Below are 20,123 nucleotides of genomic sequence, written 5' to 3' on the forward strand. Positions count from 1 at the left end.
TACGCCTCAGATAGGCGTTTCCTGCCGTTTAAGTGGGCGGCTCCCACCTTCTTTAAGAAGTCGTCTGTGGCGGTAAATTGTATCGCGAGACACACCGCTCAGGCGTGATGCTTCAGCGACAGTACTCAGCTTGTCAGCCAGGCCCAGTACATCGAGTTTTTTCTGAACATCAGTCTCTTTCATTGAGGCTTTTACAGGCTCGGTTACCTCTGATACCTGTAATTGTCTGCCTGCAAAATAGGCGCTGAACTGTTTATCTTTTCCTGCTCGGATTTCGATTTTATGATTGGCGATAGAATGCTTGAGCGGTGATTCAATAAAACAGAGTTTATTGCCGTAGCTGAACGTATGGTCGTTAAGGATCTTGCGGTAAACCTTGGTGATACAGAGTATCTATCCGGGGAACTCTCATTGTGATATAGAGGCATCAACTTCGCGCTGCGATCTCTTCTTTTATTCACAAAGCGAGACCCGCGATGACCAGAAAAAGCGGCACTCCCCACAGCAGCAACGCCAGCATATTCAGGCATGGCAGACATCCGGACTGACTGAACAGGCTTACGCCCGCCGGGCTGGGGGAGTCTGAATTGGTTATGTAATTCATTGAATTTACTTTGGTAACTACTGGTTCAACTTTTCGCAGGTGCCTATTTAGGTGCCTAAAAGTTTTTTCACCCTTTTGGAGTGAGAAAAAGAGCCGATAATCAAGCTGTAATCTCTGAAGCATTCTAAGGGGGAGATGGTCTGAAGTGCACGTACTGGATCATCGTACTAATCACAGTTCATGTGGTTGTCTTCCCCATTAATACTGGGTTGTTTTAGAAGTTCGGGCTTGCCTGCTAACTTCTTATGGAATCAGCATTTCATCCTAGGTAATATTGATAGCACACAAAAAATGAGGACTAACACGATGCCGTCAATTGAATGCAGTAATGAAGAATGTGGGATTGAATTTGAGTTTGATTTAGCTCAGTTACACAAAGAAAGCAATGGTCCATCAGGAAATCACACAACTTCTTACACCTATACTGGTGAGGTCAAATGTCCGGAATGTGAATGCGGCCAAGAAGTCGAGTACATTACGGACGAGTTAAATGATACTGGTGAAATACTTACAATTGAAAGAGTTTGAGCACTGTTTTACAAGTTGATCCTGCCGAGTATCAGTTGATGATGACTCGATAAAAGCGCCAGTCATTATGCTGGCGCTAGCCTGATCCGGGAACCAATAACTCTCGTTCAGGCGTCCGTGGGCCTTCACCGAGGGGCTGCAACGCGAAGTAAGTAATCGTGATCACTAACTTCGGCAATCAGAGCAGCGAATTCGATTGTGTGATCTCTCCCCTTTGTTCTGTATTGGCCTCATGTTGAAGGGAAGATCGCTGCTGGTGTCGGATTCAACGATCAAGGTTAACGTCATTATTTGCCTCTGCTGAACTTACCGCTGGTGATGCCAGTAACGGTTTGATAGCCATTGTGTGTCATCAGCCCGGTAGCCTTCCGGGCGCGGAGCATATCGATGCTGCCGATAAACGGAGACTGCTCTTTCACGCTGAAACCGTGACGGTCAGTACGCACCAGGTCGTACTTTTCCACAATAAAATTTACCGCGTCACACAGTGAGATACCCGCATCAATATGCTCCTGGATCAGTCCATCGTTGCCAAACGGTGTGTCGTGCAGCATCAGACCGTAGTGTTGTTCCAGCAGATACTTCAGTAGTTTTCGCCAGATTTCGACTGACGACAGACGTGGCGATGTCACCCTTTGAGGGGACAGGGATTGTATTTGCATGGTTTGAGCTCTTTGTTGGTTGATTTGACTAAGGAAAAGCGTCCTGGATTTATGCGGTTGTTGCTGATGTCGGATAAATTACGATATATAAATAGCCACAGGAGCCGAGCGTATCAGCCTCACATATCAGCCCTTTTGCATGGAGCGTGATGCAGCGCTGAATACGGGGCTTGAGTTTGCTACTAGTCAGCATCAGTTCCATCTGCTTCATGAGTACCGGAAATGCCTGGTCCAGATGGCGTAAATCTGCGTCATTAAATATCCCGGCAATGCTGGCGCGGTCAGCCAGGTAATGCAACTGGTTATCCTCCTGTACCAGGCGGGCACTAAAACACGGTGAGAAATCGCGTCGGAGTCCCCACCACGGTTCAGCAATATCCTGAGCTGCGATCTTGCTTTTATTCTGCATTTTTGCACTCCTTAAAAAGGTTAATTGAGGGTAACGCTGCGCAGGCAGACATAAGGCCCGCTGCAGTCCTGGCGACGCTCAGCAAAGACCGCCAGTACGCCGTTGATATCCTGCACTTCCCGACCGTAGTAGTAGCAGACGCTACCGGACCAGTGATATTTCCCGGTACAGAAACGAAACAGCCGGGTCTGTGGATGCTGGCGATATATCGTCATCGCCTGACGTTTGCTGATGATTTTCATCACGATTTACTCCCTATAACCAGCCTCTTTCAGCGAAGGAGGTGACGTCCATCCCGCCAACCACCAGATGGTCCAGCAGGCGCATGCCCACAAGGTCGAGCGCCTGTTTAAGGCGTTCGGTTATCTGCCGGTCAGCCTGACTGGGCTCAGCGAGACCCGAGGGATGGCTATGAGCGACAATGACAGCAGCGCAATTATGTTTCAGGCCGGCCTTCACCACTTCGCGGGGATGGACCTGCGTATGGTTGATGGTGCCGGTGAACAGCGTTTCGTTGGCTATCAGGCGGTGTTGATTGTCCAGAAAGAGCACCACAAACTCTTCGCGTTCCAGTGAGGCAAGCTGCAGACGCAGCCAGTCACGAACGGCGGTGGTGGAAGTAAATGACGTGCCGGGCTCCCGTAGCTGGTATTCCAGCAGGGTTAACGCTTCCCGGATGGTCTGTTGTGCAGATGCCGGGAGTCCGACAGCAAACAACGGTAACTGTTGTTCCATGTTGTCCTCAGTCGATGATGTGCATGATGGCGCTGCATTCCGTGTGGTTGAGCGCGTAGTCCCGCAGGCGGTAATAGTGCTCCGTCATGGTGTCACATTCGGTGCGCATAGCGTGGTGGCTGTACGCCATCAGGCTGACGGCTATTCCGGCGGCCTCACTGCTGAGTTCGCCACAGTTGCCATTCATGGTGTTGAACAGCGACCAGGGTGCACTGCTGGCATCGTCAGCTTCTGGTGCCATAAAGGCACCGGTGTTGCTCAGCGTGTAAAACTGCCAGATACCCCCGCTGTAGTCCGCGCATAAGCGGTCCATCCAGGCGAAGACTGTCGGTTCGAGCAGTATCCATTGAGGAATGGTGCCAAAGTGCTGCGGCCAGAAGTTCGGGCGCAGGTGATCGGACAGCAGAGTCGCGGTGATGGCATTAGTATTTTCAGGATCTGTAACGATGTGCTGATTTATGGCGTTATTCATCGGTTGTTCCTTTTGAAAGGTAATAAACAGGGCCCGTTGAACGGGGCCTTACTGGCGAGAAACAAGGTTCGGGGCGTCAAGGGAGATCGGCATTACCTGCAGGTAACATCAGCAAGTGGTCAGGTGCAGTTCCGGGCAGAATTGCGCATAGCCGTCAGCATTGCATCGTGAAGGCCAGATGCCGTCAGCCTCAGCCTGCCGGCACAGACTGAGTTCGCCGGGGCGGTAACAGAGATGTGTACACCAGGCGCACAGGTCATCATCAGAAACAGAACGACAGGTGGCGTGGTTTAGAGGCACAGGCCAGACCTCCGCCTGGCTGGCATTTGCAGGCACTTGCAGCCTCATTTCAGTGCCTGCTGCAGTTCTTCGGCCATGACCCACAGCGCACGGTTTAACCTGATATCACCATCAATACCGTTGACCGCACGGGTGCGGCTGCGTTTGCCCTGCGCCGAACGCCCGGACAGGCCGCCCTTACTCAGATTCTCCTGGCAACGATTGAAGACTGACCACAGGTCGTCTTTCCGGTCTTCATATCGACGCGGGGTCAGTATTTGCTCCTCGGTCACCGGCTGGTGCTCTTGTCCAAACCGGTACGTCAGCGCCGCTTTTGCCAGAGCGTGTTGCGCAGGCGGCGGCAACAGTAGCGACTGCATCGCATCGCGCTTCTCCTCGACCCGGTCAAATATCCCCAGCACCTCGTAAGCCCCTTCAATTACCTTTCCAATGATATCGCCGCGGTGCGGAACCCTTATTTCACCAAACGACTGTCCGCAGACGAGTGAGTTCGTGCACACGCTTCTGAAGATCCCGGGAATTAACTGAAAACTGGATTCGCCACCGTGCGAATTAAGAATAATGATTTCCGGCACCTGCTGACCGTTTATCTGACCGGCGCGGCGCAGGCGCAGCATGTGTTTGGTGTGCTCGCGGCGGCCCGGGTCACGTACGCGGGTCTGACAGGCGAAGAAGGGTTCAAAGCCTTCGCGCTGAAGGTTCTCCAGCAGGGTAATGGTGGGGATATAGGTGTATTTCTCGCTTCTGGACGCGTGCTTGTCTTCCCCGAACACGCTGGGGACGACCTGCATCATCTCTTCGCGGGTCAGTGGGCGGTCACGGCGAACGAGATTGACCGCACCAAAGCGGCTGGTTAAACGCATGGTTCATTCCTTATCGGTTAATCCGATGGCATAAAAGTAAAAGCCCCTGCTCCGTGAGGAGGCAGGGGCGGGAGGTGTTGCTCACGGGATACGGATGTTGCTGGTGGAGGGCGGCTACACGGGAGCCAGAATCAGCAGTATCTGCGCCATCAGGGCAGTAATGAGCGCGGTGACCAGCAGCGTGACCGCTTCTCTGGCCGCATCAATGCTGTTGTCATCATAGCCAGCCTGACGAAAGCGGATTTCAATAAACTGCCGTGCCTGATGACTGCCGCACGAGGCCCAGTGCGGTCACCAGCATTTTCAGAAAGGTCATAGGTGTAATCTCTCAGCTACCAGTGGGTAGCGTGTAATACAAAGGAAAGGGTGTCTGACGGTGGGCGCATCCGTTTCGGACGAAACGGATGGGGCAAATATGTATAAAATTAGGGCTATTCAGCGGTGACGGGCGTGTATTCAGACATGCCAAAAAGTACTTTGCTCATATGCCCCCGGAAAGGCAGAGGGAACGCACCCGTCCGGTACGACATCAGCCGAACTGATGGTCCCGGCAGGGTGGTGGCGAATGCTGATTCATTATTAATGCCTTACGGGGGGCGGGATATCTGTGCCGCAACTTAATCTGTGATGTGGTACATAACCGCGACCAGTCGCCACAGCCGGTCTTTATAATCTGAGAAATTATTACCCTGATAAGCCTCCCTGAGGGCGCTGGTGTATGCGTTGCCTGCATCATTGGGTGATGTGACGTCCATATCGGGATGATTTTTCACGCTCAGGGTAAGGGCGTGGTAGTACAGGACGGGCTCTTCATTCGGGATGACGCTCCAGCGAAAAGTCTCCTGGTACGCAATGGCATCCACACTGACGTTAACCCTGCCGAGTGAGGCCTTTATGCGCTCTATTCGGCTGCGGCTGTCCCTGACGCTGTAGCTGTCACCTCGCTGACTCATTTTCGCCTGGCAGTCATCCAGCGACTGTCTGACTTCGGCTGGCGAGGACATGGGGGCCAGCAACAGATCCGGCGGTGAGCAAAACTCATTACGGGCATTACGTCCGTATTCGTTTTCCAGACCGGCCTGCCTGAGGGCGGCATAAATCCGGTTAATCGTCCCTCTGGCGTTCGGGTCGCCTTTCAGTTCATCAGCAATAAAACGTTCTCCCCGTTCATCGGAGAAAAATTCGTTCAGTTGCCTGGCAGAACTCATGGCCATAACCGAGTCGAAATGTCGGGATATGGCCTGATAGCGCTGTAAATCACCGCTTTTATTGAGTGCATCAAAGACACTGCGGGCCTTATCAAGGCGCTGTAATTCTGCCTGTTGTTCCGCGAGCGCATCATTAAGCCTGTCGTTATAGTGGCGTAAGTTGTCATTCAGCGTGTTCAGGTAGTTGACTCTCAGTGACTGGAACGCCGGTAAGTATTTTGACTCAGGGAACATGCAGCGATATTCCACCACGGTGCGTCCTTTCTCGTCATCAAATTGCGACCAGCGCGTTTGCTCACAGACTTCGCGATGGTCGAGGGCATTGCCGAGGGTAATGCTGGTATCGTTATCCATCACCAGAGATTTTACCTGATTGATATGGGCTTCGTCCTGACAGGCGGATAACAGAAGCAGGATGGACATCAGCCATAGTTTAATTTTCACAGAATCGTCCTTTTGGGAGGCTCATCGGGTCACGAATCGCGGTGGCTAAATGGCGGTCAGTAACGTCAGTAACGTGCATCGATGTGCCGGTGAATGAAGGGTTACGGCTGAAGTGGAGTATCGGAAGAGGCCTGAACCTGCTGATGAATGATGCGGTGCTTTGCCAGCGCCTGCGGCATGGCGTTAATGCAGTAGGTGATGTAGAAGACGTTAAAGATGACGGTGTAGAACGCGTTCATCTTCAGGTCAAAGTGGAAGGTATTCAACGCATAATGGCGCAGGGCGGCACGGGCCTTAAAGGCCCAGACGATGTACATCACCGCGCAGGCCAGCGACAGCACGGCACTTAACCCCAGCAGGGTGTCACTGGTCGGGTCGTATCCCGCGAGGTCCGGGGAGGCCATCGCCGCCAGCTGCCGTCCGACGCCGAAGCAGACCGCCAGCCAGATGATAAACAGGTTGCCGTAACCCGGCATGCCTGTGGTTTCGCGGATAATATCCTGCTTTTTGTACAGCCAGAGCAGCGGCCAGACGCCGAAGGTGGCAATGCTGAGCAGAACAAAATGCAAGGTGGGCGTCGCCAGGCGTTGGCTGAGAGTGGAGATATCGTTCATACAAAATGTATCCTTACGGGTTTTTATTGAGAAATCAGGCCGTGGCCTGGGGTGAATGATTACAGTGCAAACTTTGATATGCACCCTTGCGTGTTAAAGGCGGGCAGGACTTTCCCCGCACCGTTCAGTGTGAACAGGGCTGGCCTGAGGCCGTCACCCGTGACGAGGACCTGCTCACCGGTTCTCAGTGCGTTCCAGGCCTGGGTAATCAGGTCGTCCCCGACCCGGCTGTCGGAGTCGCTGATATCAACAGGCTCTCCTCCGTCAATCCGGACCTGAAGCCGTTTACCGCTGTCTATGCTGACCTGGTGCCCGCTGGCGTCCGTGAATATGAGGGTGGCAGGTTGTGAACCCGCGTCGTCACAGGCGAGATACAGCTGAGATTGACCTTTGCCCTTGATGACAAACTCCGACACGCCCTGGCCCCAGCCACTCGTCCAGGTATCGTGATTGCCGAAGGCCTGAGCCATTGCGGGCATCAGTGCACAGACCAGCAGCACTGTGTGAATCATTTTTCTGTTCATTTCTACGCTCCTTAGATTGTCGTATTCCGCTACACGGAAGGGGTATTTACATGATTTTTAATGGAACACTGACAGCTATAAACATCCCGTGCGGATTTTATAGCCACAAAAGCGAAGGGGATAACGATGAAATTCGATCGTACCGATCGACAAAATCGATCGTGGTTGAGCACTGCTTATCGACATTCACCACAGGGGTTGCTGACAACACGTAAAAAAACGGTGCAATATGGCGGACAGCAGGAAGGGAAACCTGGGATGTAATAACAAACAGGATTACCCTTCGTGGTGGTGATATATATCTAAAAATTTTCTGAAAGTGGGGGCATGGAGGTGCGCTCAACAGGTGTTCACGCAGAGCTGCCTTTGTTGCTATGAGGGAGTGGATTGTCTGTCAAATTTCAGGCGCTCTGAGATGAGGTATAATGATTTCTTAAAAGATCAGTTTATTACTATTACGTGTGTCATATTATATGCGTAATTAACGTTAACTTGAGAGTGAAATGATTATCTCAATTGTCTAACTAATGCCCATTATTGATATTTTCTTCTTTTATTGTATTTCATGGACTATTGGTTGGTTTACATGTCGGGTTGGTAATATAACTATAAAGTACACTCATTGTTTTTATATGCTGTAAGTGTTGTTTTTGTATAGTGCAATAGCCAAGTGTCTGTAGCCTGTTGTTTAGATATACGGCATCGAATTATATACATCTTAGTCAAATCCATGAACGTAACCAACAGGATTATGATTATATCATTAAGCCAGTTACATGCTATGAACTCTTGTTGTTGAATTATCAATGTCAGATTTGATAGTGCTCATTTCTGCTATGTAAGTAAATAAATACATTTCCCAGTAATTACTTTGATGAAATACGCAAGGTTAATCTCATGAATATGAATGTCAGTAGTTACGGTCCTTTAAATCAACAATCGGTAAAGCGTATCAGCGAAACACTGGATAAAGCATTACAGGAATATCCGCGTACGTTAGTTGTACGTGTTGACCTCAGACTTCCTGACTCAGACTATATTCTATATAGTGACGACTCATCTCTGATAACCCGATTTATAACTTCCCTCAAGGCACAAATATCTGCTGATTTAAACCGTAGACAAAAATCAGGGAAGCGGGTTCATCACTCCCGTTTAAGGTATATCTGGGCAAGGGAGTTTTGCGAGGGGTTGAAGAAACATTATCATCTGGTACTATTGATTAATAAAGATACCTATGCTTATCCTGGTGCATACTTCGAAAAAGATGGCGTGTATAAACATAATTTGTCCTTGATGATAATGGAGGCATGGGCCCGTACGCTGAATAAAGGGTTTTCTGCAAATTCTCAATTGCATTATCCGTTAGTGGAGTTTCCCAATAATGGGTATTATCATTTGAATGTTAGCAGTAAATGTTTTGAAGCTGATTTGAGAACTGTCATTGACAGGGCCAATTACCTTGCGAAGATTTACAGTAAAGACTATACGGACAGACAGCGGTGTTTTGGTTGTAGTCAGTACTAATACGCAGCATTTTTCTCATTCCGTAGAACCGGGTAATTTGTTTAAATATTGACCTGTTGGTCGCGTTTTTTAATTGGAACAACAGTAAAAGGCCGCACAAGTTGCTACAGTAGCGACCCGCGCGGCTTTTTTGTATGTCAGATTGAATTTTTCAGTGCGAGGGGAGACGCATTCTGGTTCTCAGGATCCCACTCAATGTTTTCATGAACCAGCCAGAATTAATATTTAAGCCTGTCTAAGTCGAAGTATTTCCGCCCATATTTCCCTTTGATATTCATTTTAGAACCAATGATGGGATTATGATTTTGGGCCCAATAGTTTGTCGGGATTGCCCATTCGTTGTATTTATTAATAATTGGCATTGCAATAGACACAGCAGAGTGAGGTCCCGATTTAATCAGACAAATGAGTTCAAGTGCGATTAATTGTTCAAGAATAGGCTGTGACGTCTTTGTATTACGTAAACGATTCGGGCCGATTTTATTGACGTCATTTTTCCTGATAGGAGCCCCTTCGCTTTTAAAGAACTGCTCTTTCAACCATTCAAACATTTCATATACGCTTTCCACAAATGTATTACGTTCCGAGAATGGATAAAAAAGGCGGTCTGCTTCATCAAGATGCCATTCAATGATGCCAAAGGCGCACCTCATAATCTCAACCGGAATACATGTGCGCTCATTTGAATCAATATAAGAGAGGATAGCTGCTATCCTGAGGGCATTCGCCCCCGACTTTACTACGATCTCACTAATATGCTCTAACGCCTGCCCGGAGCCGATTTTACTGTTGAGCTCAGACTGTTTGCGCGTCCATAATGCTTTGGCATCCTCAGATAACGTGAGGGTTAGTTTTTCCGTGTTGTTTTTATAAAAGCGATCCTTCTGTCTTTCAAGTAACAGATTAATTTTCCCGTGAAACGCGCATAACGCTTCATCTGAACGGGAGTGGTCGATATTTGAACGGCGGTTGTTCAATGTACTGATGGTGTTAATATAAAGAAACCGGGAAAGAAAACCACTGCCCTTGCTGATTTCGCCATGCTTGCTAAGGTAATTTTCAAATACCGGAGGTTGAACCATTAATGCCAGTGTCAGGCTGGGTTTAATGGTATGGGGAATATCATCAGCACGACGATACTCATAGGTGTCTCCATCCCAGGCTTTGTTTAGCAGGCCAAGGTTGTTTTTCGCATATCCCTTGAAGAAGGTAATGGCTTCGTCAGAGAGTAATCCCGCTTCAGAATATTCCTCCAGCCCCTCAAGAAGTGCTTTCGGTGTAGTGTCTTCATAGAGCATTGCCATGCGAGGCGGCTTTTGTGGTATGGCTTTATCGTGTTCATCGCACATCCGTTCCTCCTCCTGGTTTTCAGCCCCCTTTTTGATTGCAGTGTAGAGAAGCGCGGCCAGCGCTTTACGGCGTATTTTCCAGATATTGTACAAACGCAGATAAGAATCCATGCGGGGAAGGTTCTCCTGAATCATTTTTTCGGCGAACTGGTAAAAAGGCTCCATGACTTTTTTGCTAATGGTAGTTTTGCCTTCTCCGGACACGGCTAGCGTGAGCAGAAACAATGAGCAGGGCATGGGGGCTGATGAGTAGGGGGGCAGCACTTGAATATGTGACTGGCAGGCAAGCGAACCCGCTGAAAGAACCGCCGCTGCAATGAGTTCTTCAGGAACTCGGGTCTCATCATTTAAGGTCCTGACAACATTTTTCATTACCGGAGGGAAGGATCCTGTTGGGTAGCCTGCAGGCTCCCGTTTATTTGTCGGAATATAAGGCTCCGGGAGTGCCTGAATAACCGATCCTGATAAACTGTACATATTGTATTCTCCTGAGTTACTGTGGTTCAGTAATGGGATAAGTTGTGAATATGATTAAATAAAACAGTTCGAATTAATTAACTGTGCTTATTTTATTAAAGTGACAGTTATTTTAAATAAACCGTCTTGTTTCTGAATGTGAGTTATTTTTTCCCTGATATATGTCTGATTAGACCCTGTTTAACATTAAATTAAAGTTGTTAGACTTATCTACAATTGTTTTTTGCAGAACAGATGACCGTTTTTATGCGTGTGTCGTACCACGTCGCAGCAGCCACTCATCAAGTTCTGATTCCAGCCAGCCTACCGATTGCAGCCCAAGTCGGCGTTGTTTCGGGAACGTGGCGTCATAACGTGGCGACTTGGGGTTAATCCAGTCATAAATAGTCGAACGGGCAATCCCCAGTTTGTTAACCACCTCGCGAATACGAAGTATTTTTACAGTTTGCGTTGTCATGTCCGTTGTATCCTGTTGGTCCAGTGTGGATGTGGTGAAGATTACACAGTGGAAAACAGGAAAAACATACGTCAAGTAAAGTAAAAAAAAACAGCAACTGATCATGATGGTAACTGAATGAATAATATAGAAATTGATGCGTTTTTTACTATGGCAAAACAAGAGGCTGAGAGACTTCTTTTCCAGTATGGAGGTAATGAAAAAAGCAGTGGCGACTATCAAAATCTGCGCAAGAAGCTGGAAAAAGTGGCGGAAAGAAAAGTCACGGTGCTTGCCAGGGGAGAGCTCAAGTTAGGTGAAGTCGCAAATGAATGGGACTTTGTTGAGTCTGAGGCTAATTTTTCCGCTCTTTTTAAAGGAGATTACAACCCTTACTTGTATGCTTCTTTTTTTCTCTACCACTGGGGGTTGTACATTTATTCGACAGGTGAATGCTTAAGCAGTGCGCGATTTATGATTCAGGCGTCAACATATGCCGGATATTGGAAGGGGGCAAGAGAACGTGATGAGTGGCTGCAGGCACAGGAGGTTGCCAAAAAAACTAAAATTGATAGTGGTAAAAAAGTAGGTGAGGGGAGAGCTGCCTACTTTCAGCCCGTTAGAGAGGAGCTTGTTCGCTTGTTAATGACAGAATGTCCAGCTGAAGGATGGAGGTTCAAAACAAAAGCTGCAGAAGCTGTTTCAGGTAAGTTGCAAATTTTCATTGATACGCACGAGTTAGAATTAAAAGCGGATAATCTGGAGAGCACGATTTTGAGATGGTCATCAGCAAAATATCCTGAGGTTGAGGCGGCTTTTGCTAAGGTGGTACAAAAGCATGGCTGATTTAGCTTTTCATTCGCAAAGGTCCGTATCGTTATGAGGTCCCAGAAAGGTAATCTTGCGCTGATATTGCCAACACTGTCATGTAATGGGCAACTAATATCACGCACTAGAATTTCTGGATTTGAAACTCAGCCTTTTGGCTGTTTCGTGCGATTGACCCTGTTGATGCTGCTTTCCCTGAGTACATTACCTGGTGTGCCTTGATGGCACAGGGACATGAATCTGAGTCGTGAGCAAGGTGATGGAGTCAAGAAAGACGGCTGGATATGGCAACGACCGCCTACGTGTGTCAAACCGCACGCATGCGTGCAGGTTCAAATCTGGAAACCGGGCCGAGGATGCCAGGGATGTGGAAAAGTGGCGAATGCCAGTCCCTTAAGGAATAAACAGAGAGCGAACTTGGAACAGTGCGATTCGCGAAACGTGGGCGTGAGCATTGTATTTTGCTTGTCAATTATTTGCGTTAATGATTTTTTTCTTCCAGAATCAGTTGTTTAATATATCTCTTTAGTTAACCGCATTGAGAATGGATTGACGTCATCCAATTCTGTCAGATTGGCGACTGCAGAGATAAAAACCGAAATTTCTCTATTTAATAACGACGAGTTATTGATTCTCATGCAGAAAAAGTTACGCCTGAAGCAGGCAGATGATTATGACTATCGTGTTGCAACTCTGTACGCTGTTAAAGCTGTTATTGCCTATATGGGCGGTATGGAGCAATGCCAGCGTATTGGCAACGAGCAGGGTGACGTAGATGAGTGGGATGATATCGTTTTACATGGAGCAGCAAATGTAACGATCCACTGCCAAGTGAAACGTCAGATGGGCAATTTTTCTGATGATGAGCCAATACGTGGTGTGAAAACGAGTGGCAAAAATAAGGGAGAATTAAAGAATCTTACTGCCCTCGACTCCGCGTTCGAAAAGTTGGCTAAACATTTCGCGAAGCCTGTTTCTGAACGCGGTGGTTCGAAGATATTCCGCTTGGCAATTCCGAATGCAAATATTCAGATTAAGAAAAATCTAACAATTGTGCACCTTCGGGCCGTCTGCACAGAGTGGAGCAAGGCTGGAGCTAACGTAGAGGGCTTTTCCAAGGCGGGGAACCCAACCGCAACAGTTCGAACTTGGTTGTCTTCCTGGTGTGATTTCTCAAGTGACGAGGCGATGTTTGAATGCTTGCGCGCTTTGGAAATAAGGGAGCATGGGGATGAGGAACGTGTTGATGGGGACTGCTGCAGTAGTCTCATTGATTGGTATTCATCTCCTGATGATGTCCGGCGTGAAGTTCGGGATTTTCTGGTAATGAATGCTTCCTCTGATCAGTCAATCACTCCCCGAATGATTGCTTGTCAGATTGAGCGGTACGTCCGCCCGCAAAAACGTGCTTGGGCGCGCTATAACATGGCGAGCCCACTTGAGTGGGAGATATCTGGCACGTTGTCGGGACACGGTACTGATATAGAGTTTCCAGAAACGGTGGTTGATCGGTTATGGGAGCCCTTAAGGGACCGTAGCTATGAACTACAATTTGGGCACAAATGTAATAGTGAGCCTTTTAGTCCCTTGCAGCTGTCGCTTATGCGACTTGCACTACATGTTGCTCAAGGTGTTGCTGTCTCTGCCTCTGGTGTTGATGGTTGGCATGCAATGGTAGCCCAAATCGTGCGCAGGACGCTTGGGCAGTCTGCGGACGAGCTCTCTGCACTGAGATGGTCTAACTGGGGGGCTACTTCTACTCCTGCCGACCATAGAAAACTACGTAATACCTCGCTTATGGATGGAGAAGCTTCGCAGTTGAACATGCGAATGACCGCTTTGACTTGGAAATATGTGAATAATCGGGTGAGTGAAAAAATTTCCCGAGGTCAATCAAGCGAAGTACGCGATGCCGTAGAAGCCCTCTGGTGTGAATGGCAAGACGAAATAAATGCTGACACTATGCTCCAGCAAGAACTTCTAACAGATATGCTCTATGCCAAGAGCGAGGGTAGTTTCATTATCGGTGAACTGCGTTCGGGACTTCGTACTGTTATCTTGATTGCAGATGCACTCTTCATGCTTCTACATCTTGCGATTGCATTAGACACGAAGGACCGAAGTTGGCGAAAGTTTTGCGATGACTTTTCTGTAAGGGCGGTAGCGCTAATGTATTGGGCTGGTCCAAATCAGCAAACCGAGGACTTACGGAGATTTTTCGATGATGATGACAGATCTCAGAGAGCGGAGTTCCTAGGTAAAGAGACAGCGCGTGTGCTGGTGTTGCCACAAGCTCGTTCGTCGGTATCTGCTATCTACGGTAAGACACTGGCTGATGGTCGGGATGGAGGGGACAGCATCGCAGAGCCGCGCGCGCCAACATCGATTGTTACGGATTCACAGGAGTATAAGGATGCTCTTGGCCAGAAGACCATTGCGAGCTTAAAAGATTTTCTTGCTAAAGCGCTGCAAGGGCGCGAAGCACAGCGCGCGCTGCATATTAACATGCTTACGACGGAGAATCCTGATGCAGATTGAACATTGGATTGCTAGCTGGCGGGATTTTGCCAATCCCCGATTTAAATTCTGCGAACCAACCAGACAGTCGGCCGATTTGGAAAAACTGGCGGGCGAAGAATTTTTAGCCCGTGTCTTATTGGTCCGTCGTACTGGCATTGAACATGGGGGGGGGCGCACCATTCTGGTCGCCCATGCGGAAACACTGCATGCCTCTGGCTCTGCACTGCGTTGGGCGGCAGATGTACGCGATGTTTTAGCTGAGCCCGCCACCGCAGATATCTACCTCTTTTTGGAGATCGCATCGGCATCTTTAGATGATTGTCTTAGGCTCGAGGCCGACGATCAATATTGCAGAAAGTATGTCAAGCGACCGAACGAAAGTGGAGAGGTGTTCTTGAGGCGTACTTTCCTTGCTGCACCAGTCGCCCCTAGGAGAGTGGGGGATATGGCGGACCCACTGTCAGCCTCACTTGTGCAAGCAGCCAAGCTACACAGTTGGTTTTCGCCCGAGGAGCAGGCACATTGGCGTCAGGCTTTAATGTCTGGCGTCACAGGCCAGGAACTTGCGGCACAAATCCTTGAGAATGTTTCCGGGGAAGACGCATGACGGTTTTGAAGAATATAACACTTAGCAACATCAGGAGATTCGCTGCGGACGTTACGGTCCCTATCTCTTCACAAGCGACGATATTTTTAGCTCCGAATGGTACTGGAAAAACAGCGTTGTTTGAGGCGATCGAATTGGCATTGACTGGCACTGTAGCCCGTCTTAATGAGGATATGTTCGCTCTTGTGCGGGAAGGTGCGCAGCGAGCAGAAGTTAACCTGGATTTCGGGGATTTTGAACACAGAGCTATCGTTACCACAGATGCGACGCCAGTATACTGGAGTGGGCGATCCCAATTGCATGGTAACGTCAATCAGGAAGACCTTGGGTACTTACTACGACTGACTCATTTGCTTGATCAACGCGATAAGCACTGGTTCACGCAAGAAGAATCATCAAGCGCTGGTGATCAGCTGACTAGGCTGCCGATTGGAAAGGATGCCCAATATGCTAGTGGTTTAATAACAGGCCTTAAGCAGGCTGTGACTAAAGTGCGGACGGAGCAGGAACGGAATACTGTCGATGCTCAGAACAAAGTTCAGATTTGGAATAACCTCTTGCAACAGCGTAACGAGGCGAAAGAGCGGGTCAGTGGAGAATTGCCCACGTTTGAGCAAATTGCTATGGCACTGCAATTATATTCTTCAGACCAGATAAGCGCAGATAATCTGGATAGTCTAGAAGCTGCTCAGGCCGTTTGCACGAGTAACATTCAGACGGAATTGCTGGGGCTGAGAGAAAAGTATGTTGCGCTGCAACAGATGAATGAGGTCTGTAGTGCATTTACATTAGCGGTGGATGCATCAAACCGACTAGCAGAATTGAAGTCTCTGCGTCAACAAGCCCATGAAGAAGCGCAGCGAATACGTGATGCGTCTGCGGTTAAAGTTACACAAGCTGCTGCTGCGCACATTGAAGCGGATCTTGAACTGAGGCGTGTCAGGGACGAGCTTATTAAGGTAGAGGAACGGGAGCGGCTGCATCAAACCCTTCAAATCGAAAACGAAGCGTTGGAAAGAGAGCGCCAAGCATACGTTCAGTGCGTCTCAGTCCGCGCATCGACTGCTAGTACACTGAAAGAGGCGGAAGATGTTGAAGACGCCTATATACAGTGGACTGCCGTACGAGCCGATTGGCAAACCAAGGCAGCCGAGCTCGAAGTGGCTTCTCGCATGTGGTTTGAGTGGAGTGCCGATGCCGAGCAGATTCGAGTCATCGACGAGCAGATTAAAAGCTTCAACCAATCAATAGGAGATCAACAGCGAGTGCTCGGCGAAAAAGTGGCTGAGCATGAAATAGCTGTTAAGCGTGCGACTGAAGCAAGAGGGCGTCTGCACACCTTGCAACAATCCAGCGATAGTATCAGGGCCGCAGTGGCAGCAATCGCCGCAGATCTATCGGATAAACGAGGAGACTGTCCTGTTTGTGGGGTCGAGCACGGAGTGGCTGAGCTTAGGCGCCGAATTGACAACCAGTTGCAGGCGGTCGACCCAGTTTTGCGCAGCCTTGCAGAACATGAGCGCGAATGTCGGGATGCGGTTGCACAGTCTGAGCGGAATAAGGATGAAGCCACACAATTGCACGGTCAAAGCGTCGCCTTACGCGATCGCGCGATCAGTGACCGAGATTCTCTTCTGGGGCGAGTCGATTTAGTGCGCCAACTTCAAATCTTCGAGGAAGCGAATCTTGAGATCGCAAGCGAACGGCTGGCTGCACGACGTAAGGAACTCGACTTGGCTAAGGTGGCACTTGATGAGTTTTCACAGCAGCTAGCACCACGCCACTCGGTTGAGGCGGTTACGCAATATCGCCAACATGCTCATCGCGCGGTTGAAAACGAAAACCAAACAGCGCAAACCTTACGCCGTCGCGAAACGATAGTTTCAATGCTCCAGCAACAGTTTGAGGAGTTCTCATCACTACCAACACCGCCTCGCTCCCTAGAATTGATTAAAGAAGATGTGGCTAGGTTGGGGGAACTCGCAGATACTAAGCTATTTGAACGGCGGCAAGCCGAAGCACTCGTCGATGTCGGGGAAGCGAATCTGCGCCAATCTAAATCGCTTTTTGATGGTACGCATGCAGAGTGGCAATCCTACTTTAATCGGGTAGTGGAATGCCGTGAACGTTGGACATTACAACATCTTTCCGGTGAACCTGAACAGTCTATTTTGACCGCAACGTTGGCTGATTGTGAGTTGGCAACGTCGCGCTTAGTCGGTTCACTCTCCGAGCTTGGTGAGATTAGACGGGATATCGCACGATTGCGCGGCTCAGTTGACTATCGGAAGTCGCAGGAAATCATCGACAGCCAGCGGGGAGATCGTAGCGAGTTGGAGCACGGTATTTATCTCATACAAAATCTTGACGCAGCATCAAATGAATTGAAGCGTGTTGATGAAAGAAGATTGACGCTGGATACCTTCTCAACAGCTTTAACGAATGAAGTTGAGCAGATTCATACTCGCTTGCTTGATATCGAACCATTATGGCAATCGCTCCTTAGTCGAATTGTTCGCGAGCCAAGATTTAGTCAGACTGGCCTTCAATACCTTCGCCGCCGTAATAAACCTCATGCCCATGTACAGGTGCCTGTTGGAGAGCGTGAGGCACCGGCTTACAAAGTGGCCAGCGAAGCGCAGAAAGCGGACTTACAGCTTTCATTCCTATTATCAATGGCACAGGTTCATCGTTGGTCGCCCTGGAAAGCTTTACTGCTGGATGACCCAACGCAGCATCATGACTTGGTACATGCCTCAGCCGTGTTTGATGTGCTTCGCGACTATATTGTTGACTATGGGTTTCAAACGATTGTAACGACGCATGACCCTGTGCAAGCCCGATTCTTTGCTCGCAAGCTTTCAAATGATGGCGTGCAAGTACAACTAGTGACACTGGCTCCGGTTGGTGGAGGTGTTGGAGTACGGTCACTTTGAGCCGACTACGTTGTTGAAAATATAGCTCTGAACGAAGGGATCACTATATATGACTGGGGCGCAAATTAAAGCCACGTTCGGCAAGTGTGACAATGCGCATTCCGGCTACGATGACATGTCTAACGTGTTTAATTCGAACTTGTCCGCAACTGGATACGCATTCACGCTTTTAAACTGAACGCAGACATCGTGTTTTTATCAGCCCAGCCCAGCTCAAAACCCTGAGCTGGTCTTGGTTCACGTAAGTCATCCAACCAACCGCATTCCTTTTATCCCACTCTCAATCACACTTCCATTATCTGCTGTTTTCACAAAGTCAGCCCACCATTGCATCATTGGACGACGTTGCTCGAGATAATCGCTGCGGTTATATGCGCGGCGTACTTCGTTTTTGTCTATGTGTGCCAATGCTGCCTCAATAACATCAGGCGGAAAGCCTTGCTCATTTAGGGCCGTACTAGCAATAGATCGCAGACCGTGTGAAACAAGTACACCACCAAAACCTGCACGTTTCAGTGAAGCGTTTACGGTTTGGCTATTCATTGGCTTAGTCGGTTTGATACGGCTGGGGAAGATAAATTCTCTATTTCCACTTAACGGCTTCATCATATCCAATAGCGCAATTGCTTCATCTGACAATGGAACAGTGTGGTCGCGGTTCATTTTCATGCGTGTTGCAGGGATTTTCCATTCTCGTGCTTCTAGGTCTATCTCGTCCCAGCGGGCTTCAGCTGCTTCCGCTGGGCGGGTGATCGTAAGAAGTTGCCACATAAACAGGCACCGTGTTGGTAGGATAATGTGGGCGGTACGCATGGTCCGCATTAGTTGAGGTAGCTGGTCTGGACGGATACTTGGCATGTTCTTTTTCTGAGGCTTCTCGAATGCCTTTCCAATATTGACGCTGGGGACAGCATCAATTAGACCTGTGTTTTGAGCATATACCATGACCTCATTGATTCGTTGGCACAGGCGACGGACGGTTTCCAGCGCTCCTCTGGCCTGAACCGGTTGAACGGCCTGAACCAGTGTATGAGCTTTAATATCTGTAATACTGATATCGCCAATCGCTGGTAAAACATCTCTCTCCAGCGAGCGCCAGATATCCTCTGCGTAGTCCTCGGTCACACTGGCTTTCTTCACATTCCACCAACGTTCAGCTACGAGTTGGAAAGTGTTGGTTTTGGCTTCAAGTGAACTGCGGAGTTGTTCTTGCTGATGCTCCTGAGGATCGATTTGTTTTGCCAGGAGAACGCGAGCCTCTGCCCGGTAGCTTCGTGCATCAGCAAGGGTAACTGATGGGTAAGCCCCAACACTTTTTTTCGCACGTTTCTTCGTGACAGGGCGAATGTAGCGAAACTGCCAGATTTTACTGCCGCTTGATTTGATGAGTAGCTCAAGGCCATCGCCATCATAGAGAACGTAGTCCGCTTCCTTGGGTTTGGCGGATTCAATTTCCTTGACGGATAAAGGTTTGGTTTGTCTTGCCATTGCTGGGTTTCCATAGTTTTAGGCACCTCAAAAACAATAATGCTTTATGAGGTGCCTAACAAGGTGCCTAAAAGGTTCGGATTTAATTAGTTTGCTTCAGACTACCCAGGACAAATTGCAGGCACAAAAAAGCCCGCAGGGCTTGCGCCGTGCGGGCTCTTAGGACTTCATCGGATGACTCTGGTAATCACCGATGGAGAATTTTGGTGGAGCTGGCGGGAGTTGAACCCGCGTCCGAAATTACTACACCGTCGGCACTACATGCTTAGTCCAATCTTTACATTCGCCAGTCAGCTGCGGATGGACACGCCACTAACAAACTAGCCTGATTAGATTTAACGCTTCAACCCCAGGCAGGATATTCACGCGATCTCTTTTGGGTTTGACCTCTCTTGATCCCCGTCCTAAGAGCGGAGGCTAGGGAGAGAGGGCTCTAAGCAGGTTATTAAGCTGCTAGTGCGTAGTTTTCGTCGTTTGCGACTATTTTTTTGCGGCTTTTTACGAGGCAAACCGCCCCTCGGCATGCTCCTTGGGCTTCGCAAATCCCGTCGAATCCAGAATCAGCCCCAAGTACTGTGAAGCAGTATATCAG

General features: G+C 48.9%; 20 protein-coding genes and 1 other RNA gene. 7 read left to right on the plus strand and 14 right to left on the minus strand.

The window, feature by feature from the left end:
* Nucleotides 1-6 precede the first annotated feature (6 nt).
* On the minus strand, nucleotides 7-183 hold the full coding sequence (locus ACP3TC_RS04595; protein WP_313853250.1) for a helix-turn-helix domain-containing protein: 177 nt from the start codon (nucleotides 181-183) through the stop codon (nucleotides 7-9).
* 727 nt (nucleotides 184-910) lie between these two features.
* On the opposite strand from ACP3TC_RS04595, the gene ACP3TC_RS04600 reads away from it, so the two are divergent.
* Nucleotides 911-1,132: a hypothetical protein gene (locus tag ACP3TC_RS04600; RefSeq protein ID WP_426817609.1), complete on the plus strand. Its 222-nt coding sequence runs from the start codon at nucleotides 911-913 to the stop codon at nucleotides 1,130-1,132.
* 287 nt (nucleotides 1,133-1,419) lie between these two features.
* On the opposite strand, the gene ACP3TC_RS04605 is transcribed toward ACP3TC_RS04600, so the two are convergent.
* The 9 genes from ACP3TC_RS04605 to ACP3TC_RS04645 all read right to left on the minus strand — a co-directional run bounded on the left by ACP3TC_RS04605 (nucleotide 1,420) and on the right by ACP3TC_RS04645 (nucleotide 7,363).
* Complete coding sequence (locus tag ACP3TC_RS04605) at nucleotides 1,420-1,794, minus strand: TA system toxin CbtA family protein (RefSeq protein WP_426817610.1); 375 nt, start codon at nucleotides 1,792-1,794, stop codon at nucleotides 1,420-1,422.
* A gap of 49 nt (nucleotides 1,795-1,843) precedes the next feature.
* A complete protein-coding gene (locus ACP3TC_RS04610; protein ID WP_426817611.1) occupies nucleotides 1,844-2,203 on the minus strand; it encodes a type IV toxin-antitoxin system YeeU family antitoxin in 360 nt (119 codons plus the stop codon).
* Nucleotides 2,204-2,223: 20 nt separating this feature from the next.
* Entirely contained in the window at nucleotides 2,224-2,445 is a 222-nt protein-coding gene (locus ACP3TC_RS04615; RefSeq protein ID WP_426818237.1) for a DUF987 domain-containing protein, read from the minus strand.
* 13 nt (nucleotides 2,446-2,458) lie between these two features.
* On the minus strand, nucleotides 2,459-2,938 hold the full coding sequence (gene radC, locus ACP3TC_RS04620; RefSeq protein WP_426817612.1) for a RadC family protein: 480 nt from the start codon (nucleotides 2,936-2,938) through the stop codon (nucleotides 2,459-2,461).
* A 7-nt stretch (nucleotides 2,939-2,945) separates the two neighbouring features.
* Nucleotides 2,946-3,410: an antirestriction protein gene (locus ACP3TC_RS04625; RefSeq protein ID WP_426817613.1), complete on the minus strand. Its 465-nt coding sequence runs from the start codon at nucleotides 3,408-3,410 to the stop codon at nucleotides 2,946-2,948.
* A gap of 344 nt (nucleotides 3,411-3,754) precedes the next feature.
* Complete coding sequence (locus ACP3TC_RS04630) at nucleotides 3,755-4,573, minus strand: DUF932 domain-containing protein (protein WP_426817614.1); 819 nt, start codon at nucleotides 4,571-4,573, stop codon at nucleotides 3,755-3,757.
* Between the two features lie 617 nt (nucleotides 4,574-5,190).
* Nucleotides 5,191-6,225, minus strand: coding sequence for a hypothetical protein (locus ACP3TC_RS04635; protein ID WP_426817615.1), 1,035 nt, complete (start codon nucleotides 6,223-6,225; stop codon nucleotides 5,191-5,193).
* Between the two features lie 101 nt (nucleotides 6,226-6,326).
* On the minus strand, nucleotides 6,327-6,839 hold the full coding sequence (locus ACP3TC_RS04640) for a DUF4234 domain-containing protein (RefSeq protein ID WP_426817616.1): 513 nt from the start codon (nucleotides 6,837-6,839) through the stop codon (nucleotides 6,327-6,329).
* 59 nt (nucleotides 6,840-6,898) lie between these two features.
* Nucleotides 6,899-7,363, minus strand: a complete 465-nt coding sequence (locus ACP3TC_RS04645) for a hypothetical protein (RefSeq protein WP_426817617.1) — start codon at nucleotides 7,361-7,363, stop codon at nucleotides 6,899-6,901.
* Nucleotides 7,364-7,489: 126 nt separating this feature from the next.
* On the opposite strand from ACP3TC_RS04645, the gene ACP3TC_RS04650 reads away from it, so the two are divergent.
* On the plus strand, nucleotides 7,490-7,627 hold the full coding sequence (locus tag ACP3TC_RS04650; RefSeq protein ID WP_426817618.1) for a hypothetical protein: 138 nt from the start codon (nucleotides 7,490-7,492) through the stop codon (nucleotides 7,625-7,627).
* Nucleotides 7,628-8,260: 633 nt separating this feature from the next.
* Nucleotides 8,261-8,890: an inovirus Gp2 family protein gene (locus tag ACP3TC_RS04655; RefSeq protein ID WP_426817619.1), complete on the plus strand. Its 630-nt coding sequence runs from the start codon at nucleotides 8,261-8,263 to the stop codon at nucleotides 8,888-8,890.
* A 218-nt stretch (nucleotides 8,891-9,108) separates the two neighbouring features.
* Here the strand turns inward: ACP3TC_RS04655 and ACP3TC_RS04660 are convergent, their stop codons facing one another.
* Together ACP3TC_RS04660 and ACP3TC_RS04665 are read right to left on the minus strand one after the other, a co-directional pair.
* Nucleotides 9,109-10,716 (minus strand): YfjI family protein, encoded by a 1,608-nt coding sequence (locus ACP3TC_RS04660; protein WP_426817620.1) that lies wholly within the window; start codon nucleotides 10,714-10,716, stop codon nucleotides 9,109-9,111.
* Nucleotides 10,717-10,960: 244 nt separating this feature from the next.
* Entirely contained in the window at nucleotides 10,961-11,173 is a 213-nt protein-coding gene (locus ACP3TC_RS04665; RefSeq protein ID WP_426817621.1) for a helix-turn-helix transcriptional regulator, read from the minus strand.
* Between the two features lie 117 nt (nucleotides 11,174-11,290).
* On the opposite strand from ACP3TC_RS04665, the gene ACP3TC_RS04670 reads away from it, so the two are divergent.
* The 4 genes from ACP3TC_RS04670 to ACP3TC_RS04685 all read left to right on the plus strand — a co-directional run bounded on the left by ACP3TC_RS04670 (nucleotide 11,291) and on the right by ACP3TC_RS04685 (nucleotide 18,043).
* Nucleotides 11,291-11,998, plus strand: a complete 708-nt coding sequence (locus tag ACP3TC_RS04670; protein ID WP_426817622.1) for a hypothetical protein — start codon at nucleotides 11,291-11,293, stop codon at nucleotides 11,996-11,998.
* 531 nt (nucleotides 11,999-12,529) lie between these two features.
* A complete protein-coding gene (locus ACP3TC_RS04675; protein ID WP_426817623.1) occupies nucleotides 12,530-14,518 on the plus strand; it encodes an ABC-three component system protein in 1,989 nt (662 codons plus the stop codon).
* Complete coding sequence (locus tag ACP3TC_RS04680) at nucleotides 14,508-15,107, plus strand: hypothetical protein (RefSeq protein WP_426817624.1); 600 nt, start codon at nucleotides 14,508-14,510, stop codon at nucleotides 15,105-15,107. Before ACP3TC_RS04675 ends, ACP3TC_RS04680 begins: the two co-directional genes overlap by 11 nt.
* Nucleotides 15,104-18,043: an AAA family ATPase gene (locus ACP3TC_RS04685; protein ID WP_426817625.1), complete on the plus strand. Its 2,940-nt coding sequence runs from the start codon at nucleotides 15,104-15,106 to the stop codon at nucleotides 18,041-18,043. Before ACP3TC_RS04680 ends, ACP3TC_RS04685 begins: the two co-directional genes overlap by 4 nt.
* 246 nt (nucleotides 18,044-18,289) lie before the next feature.
* Here the strand turns inward: ACP3TC_RS04685 and ACP3TC_RS04690 are convergent, their stop codons facing one another.
* A complete protein-coding gene (locus ACP3TC_RS04690) occupies nucleotides 18,290-19,531 on the minus strand; it encodes an integrase (protein ID WP_426817626.1) in 1,242 nt (413 codons plus the stop codon).
* A gap of 204 nt (nucleotides 19,532-19,735) precedes the next feature.
* Nucleotides 19,736-20,099: a transfer-messenger RNA gene (gene ssrA / locus ACP3TC_RS04695) on the minus strand.
* Nucleotides 20,100-20,123 lie beyond the last annotated feature (24 nt).

It is taken from the genome of Winslowiella sp. 2C04, assembly GCF_050037805.1.
Classification (GTDB): domain Bacteria; phylum Pseudomonadota; class Gammaproteobacteria; order Enterobacterales; family Enterobacteriaceae; genus Erwinia; species Erwinia toletana_A.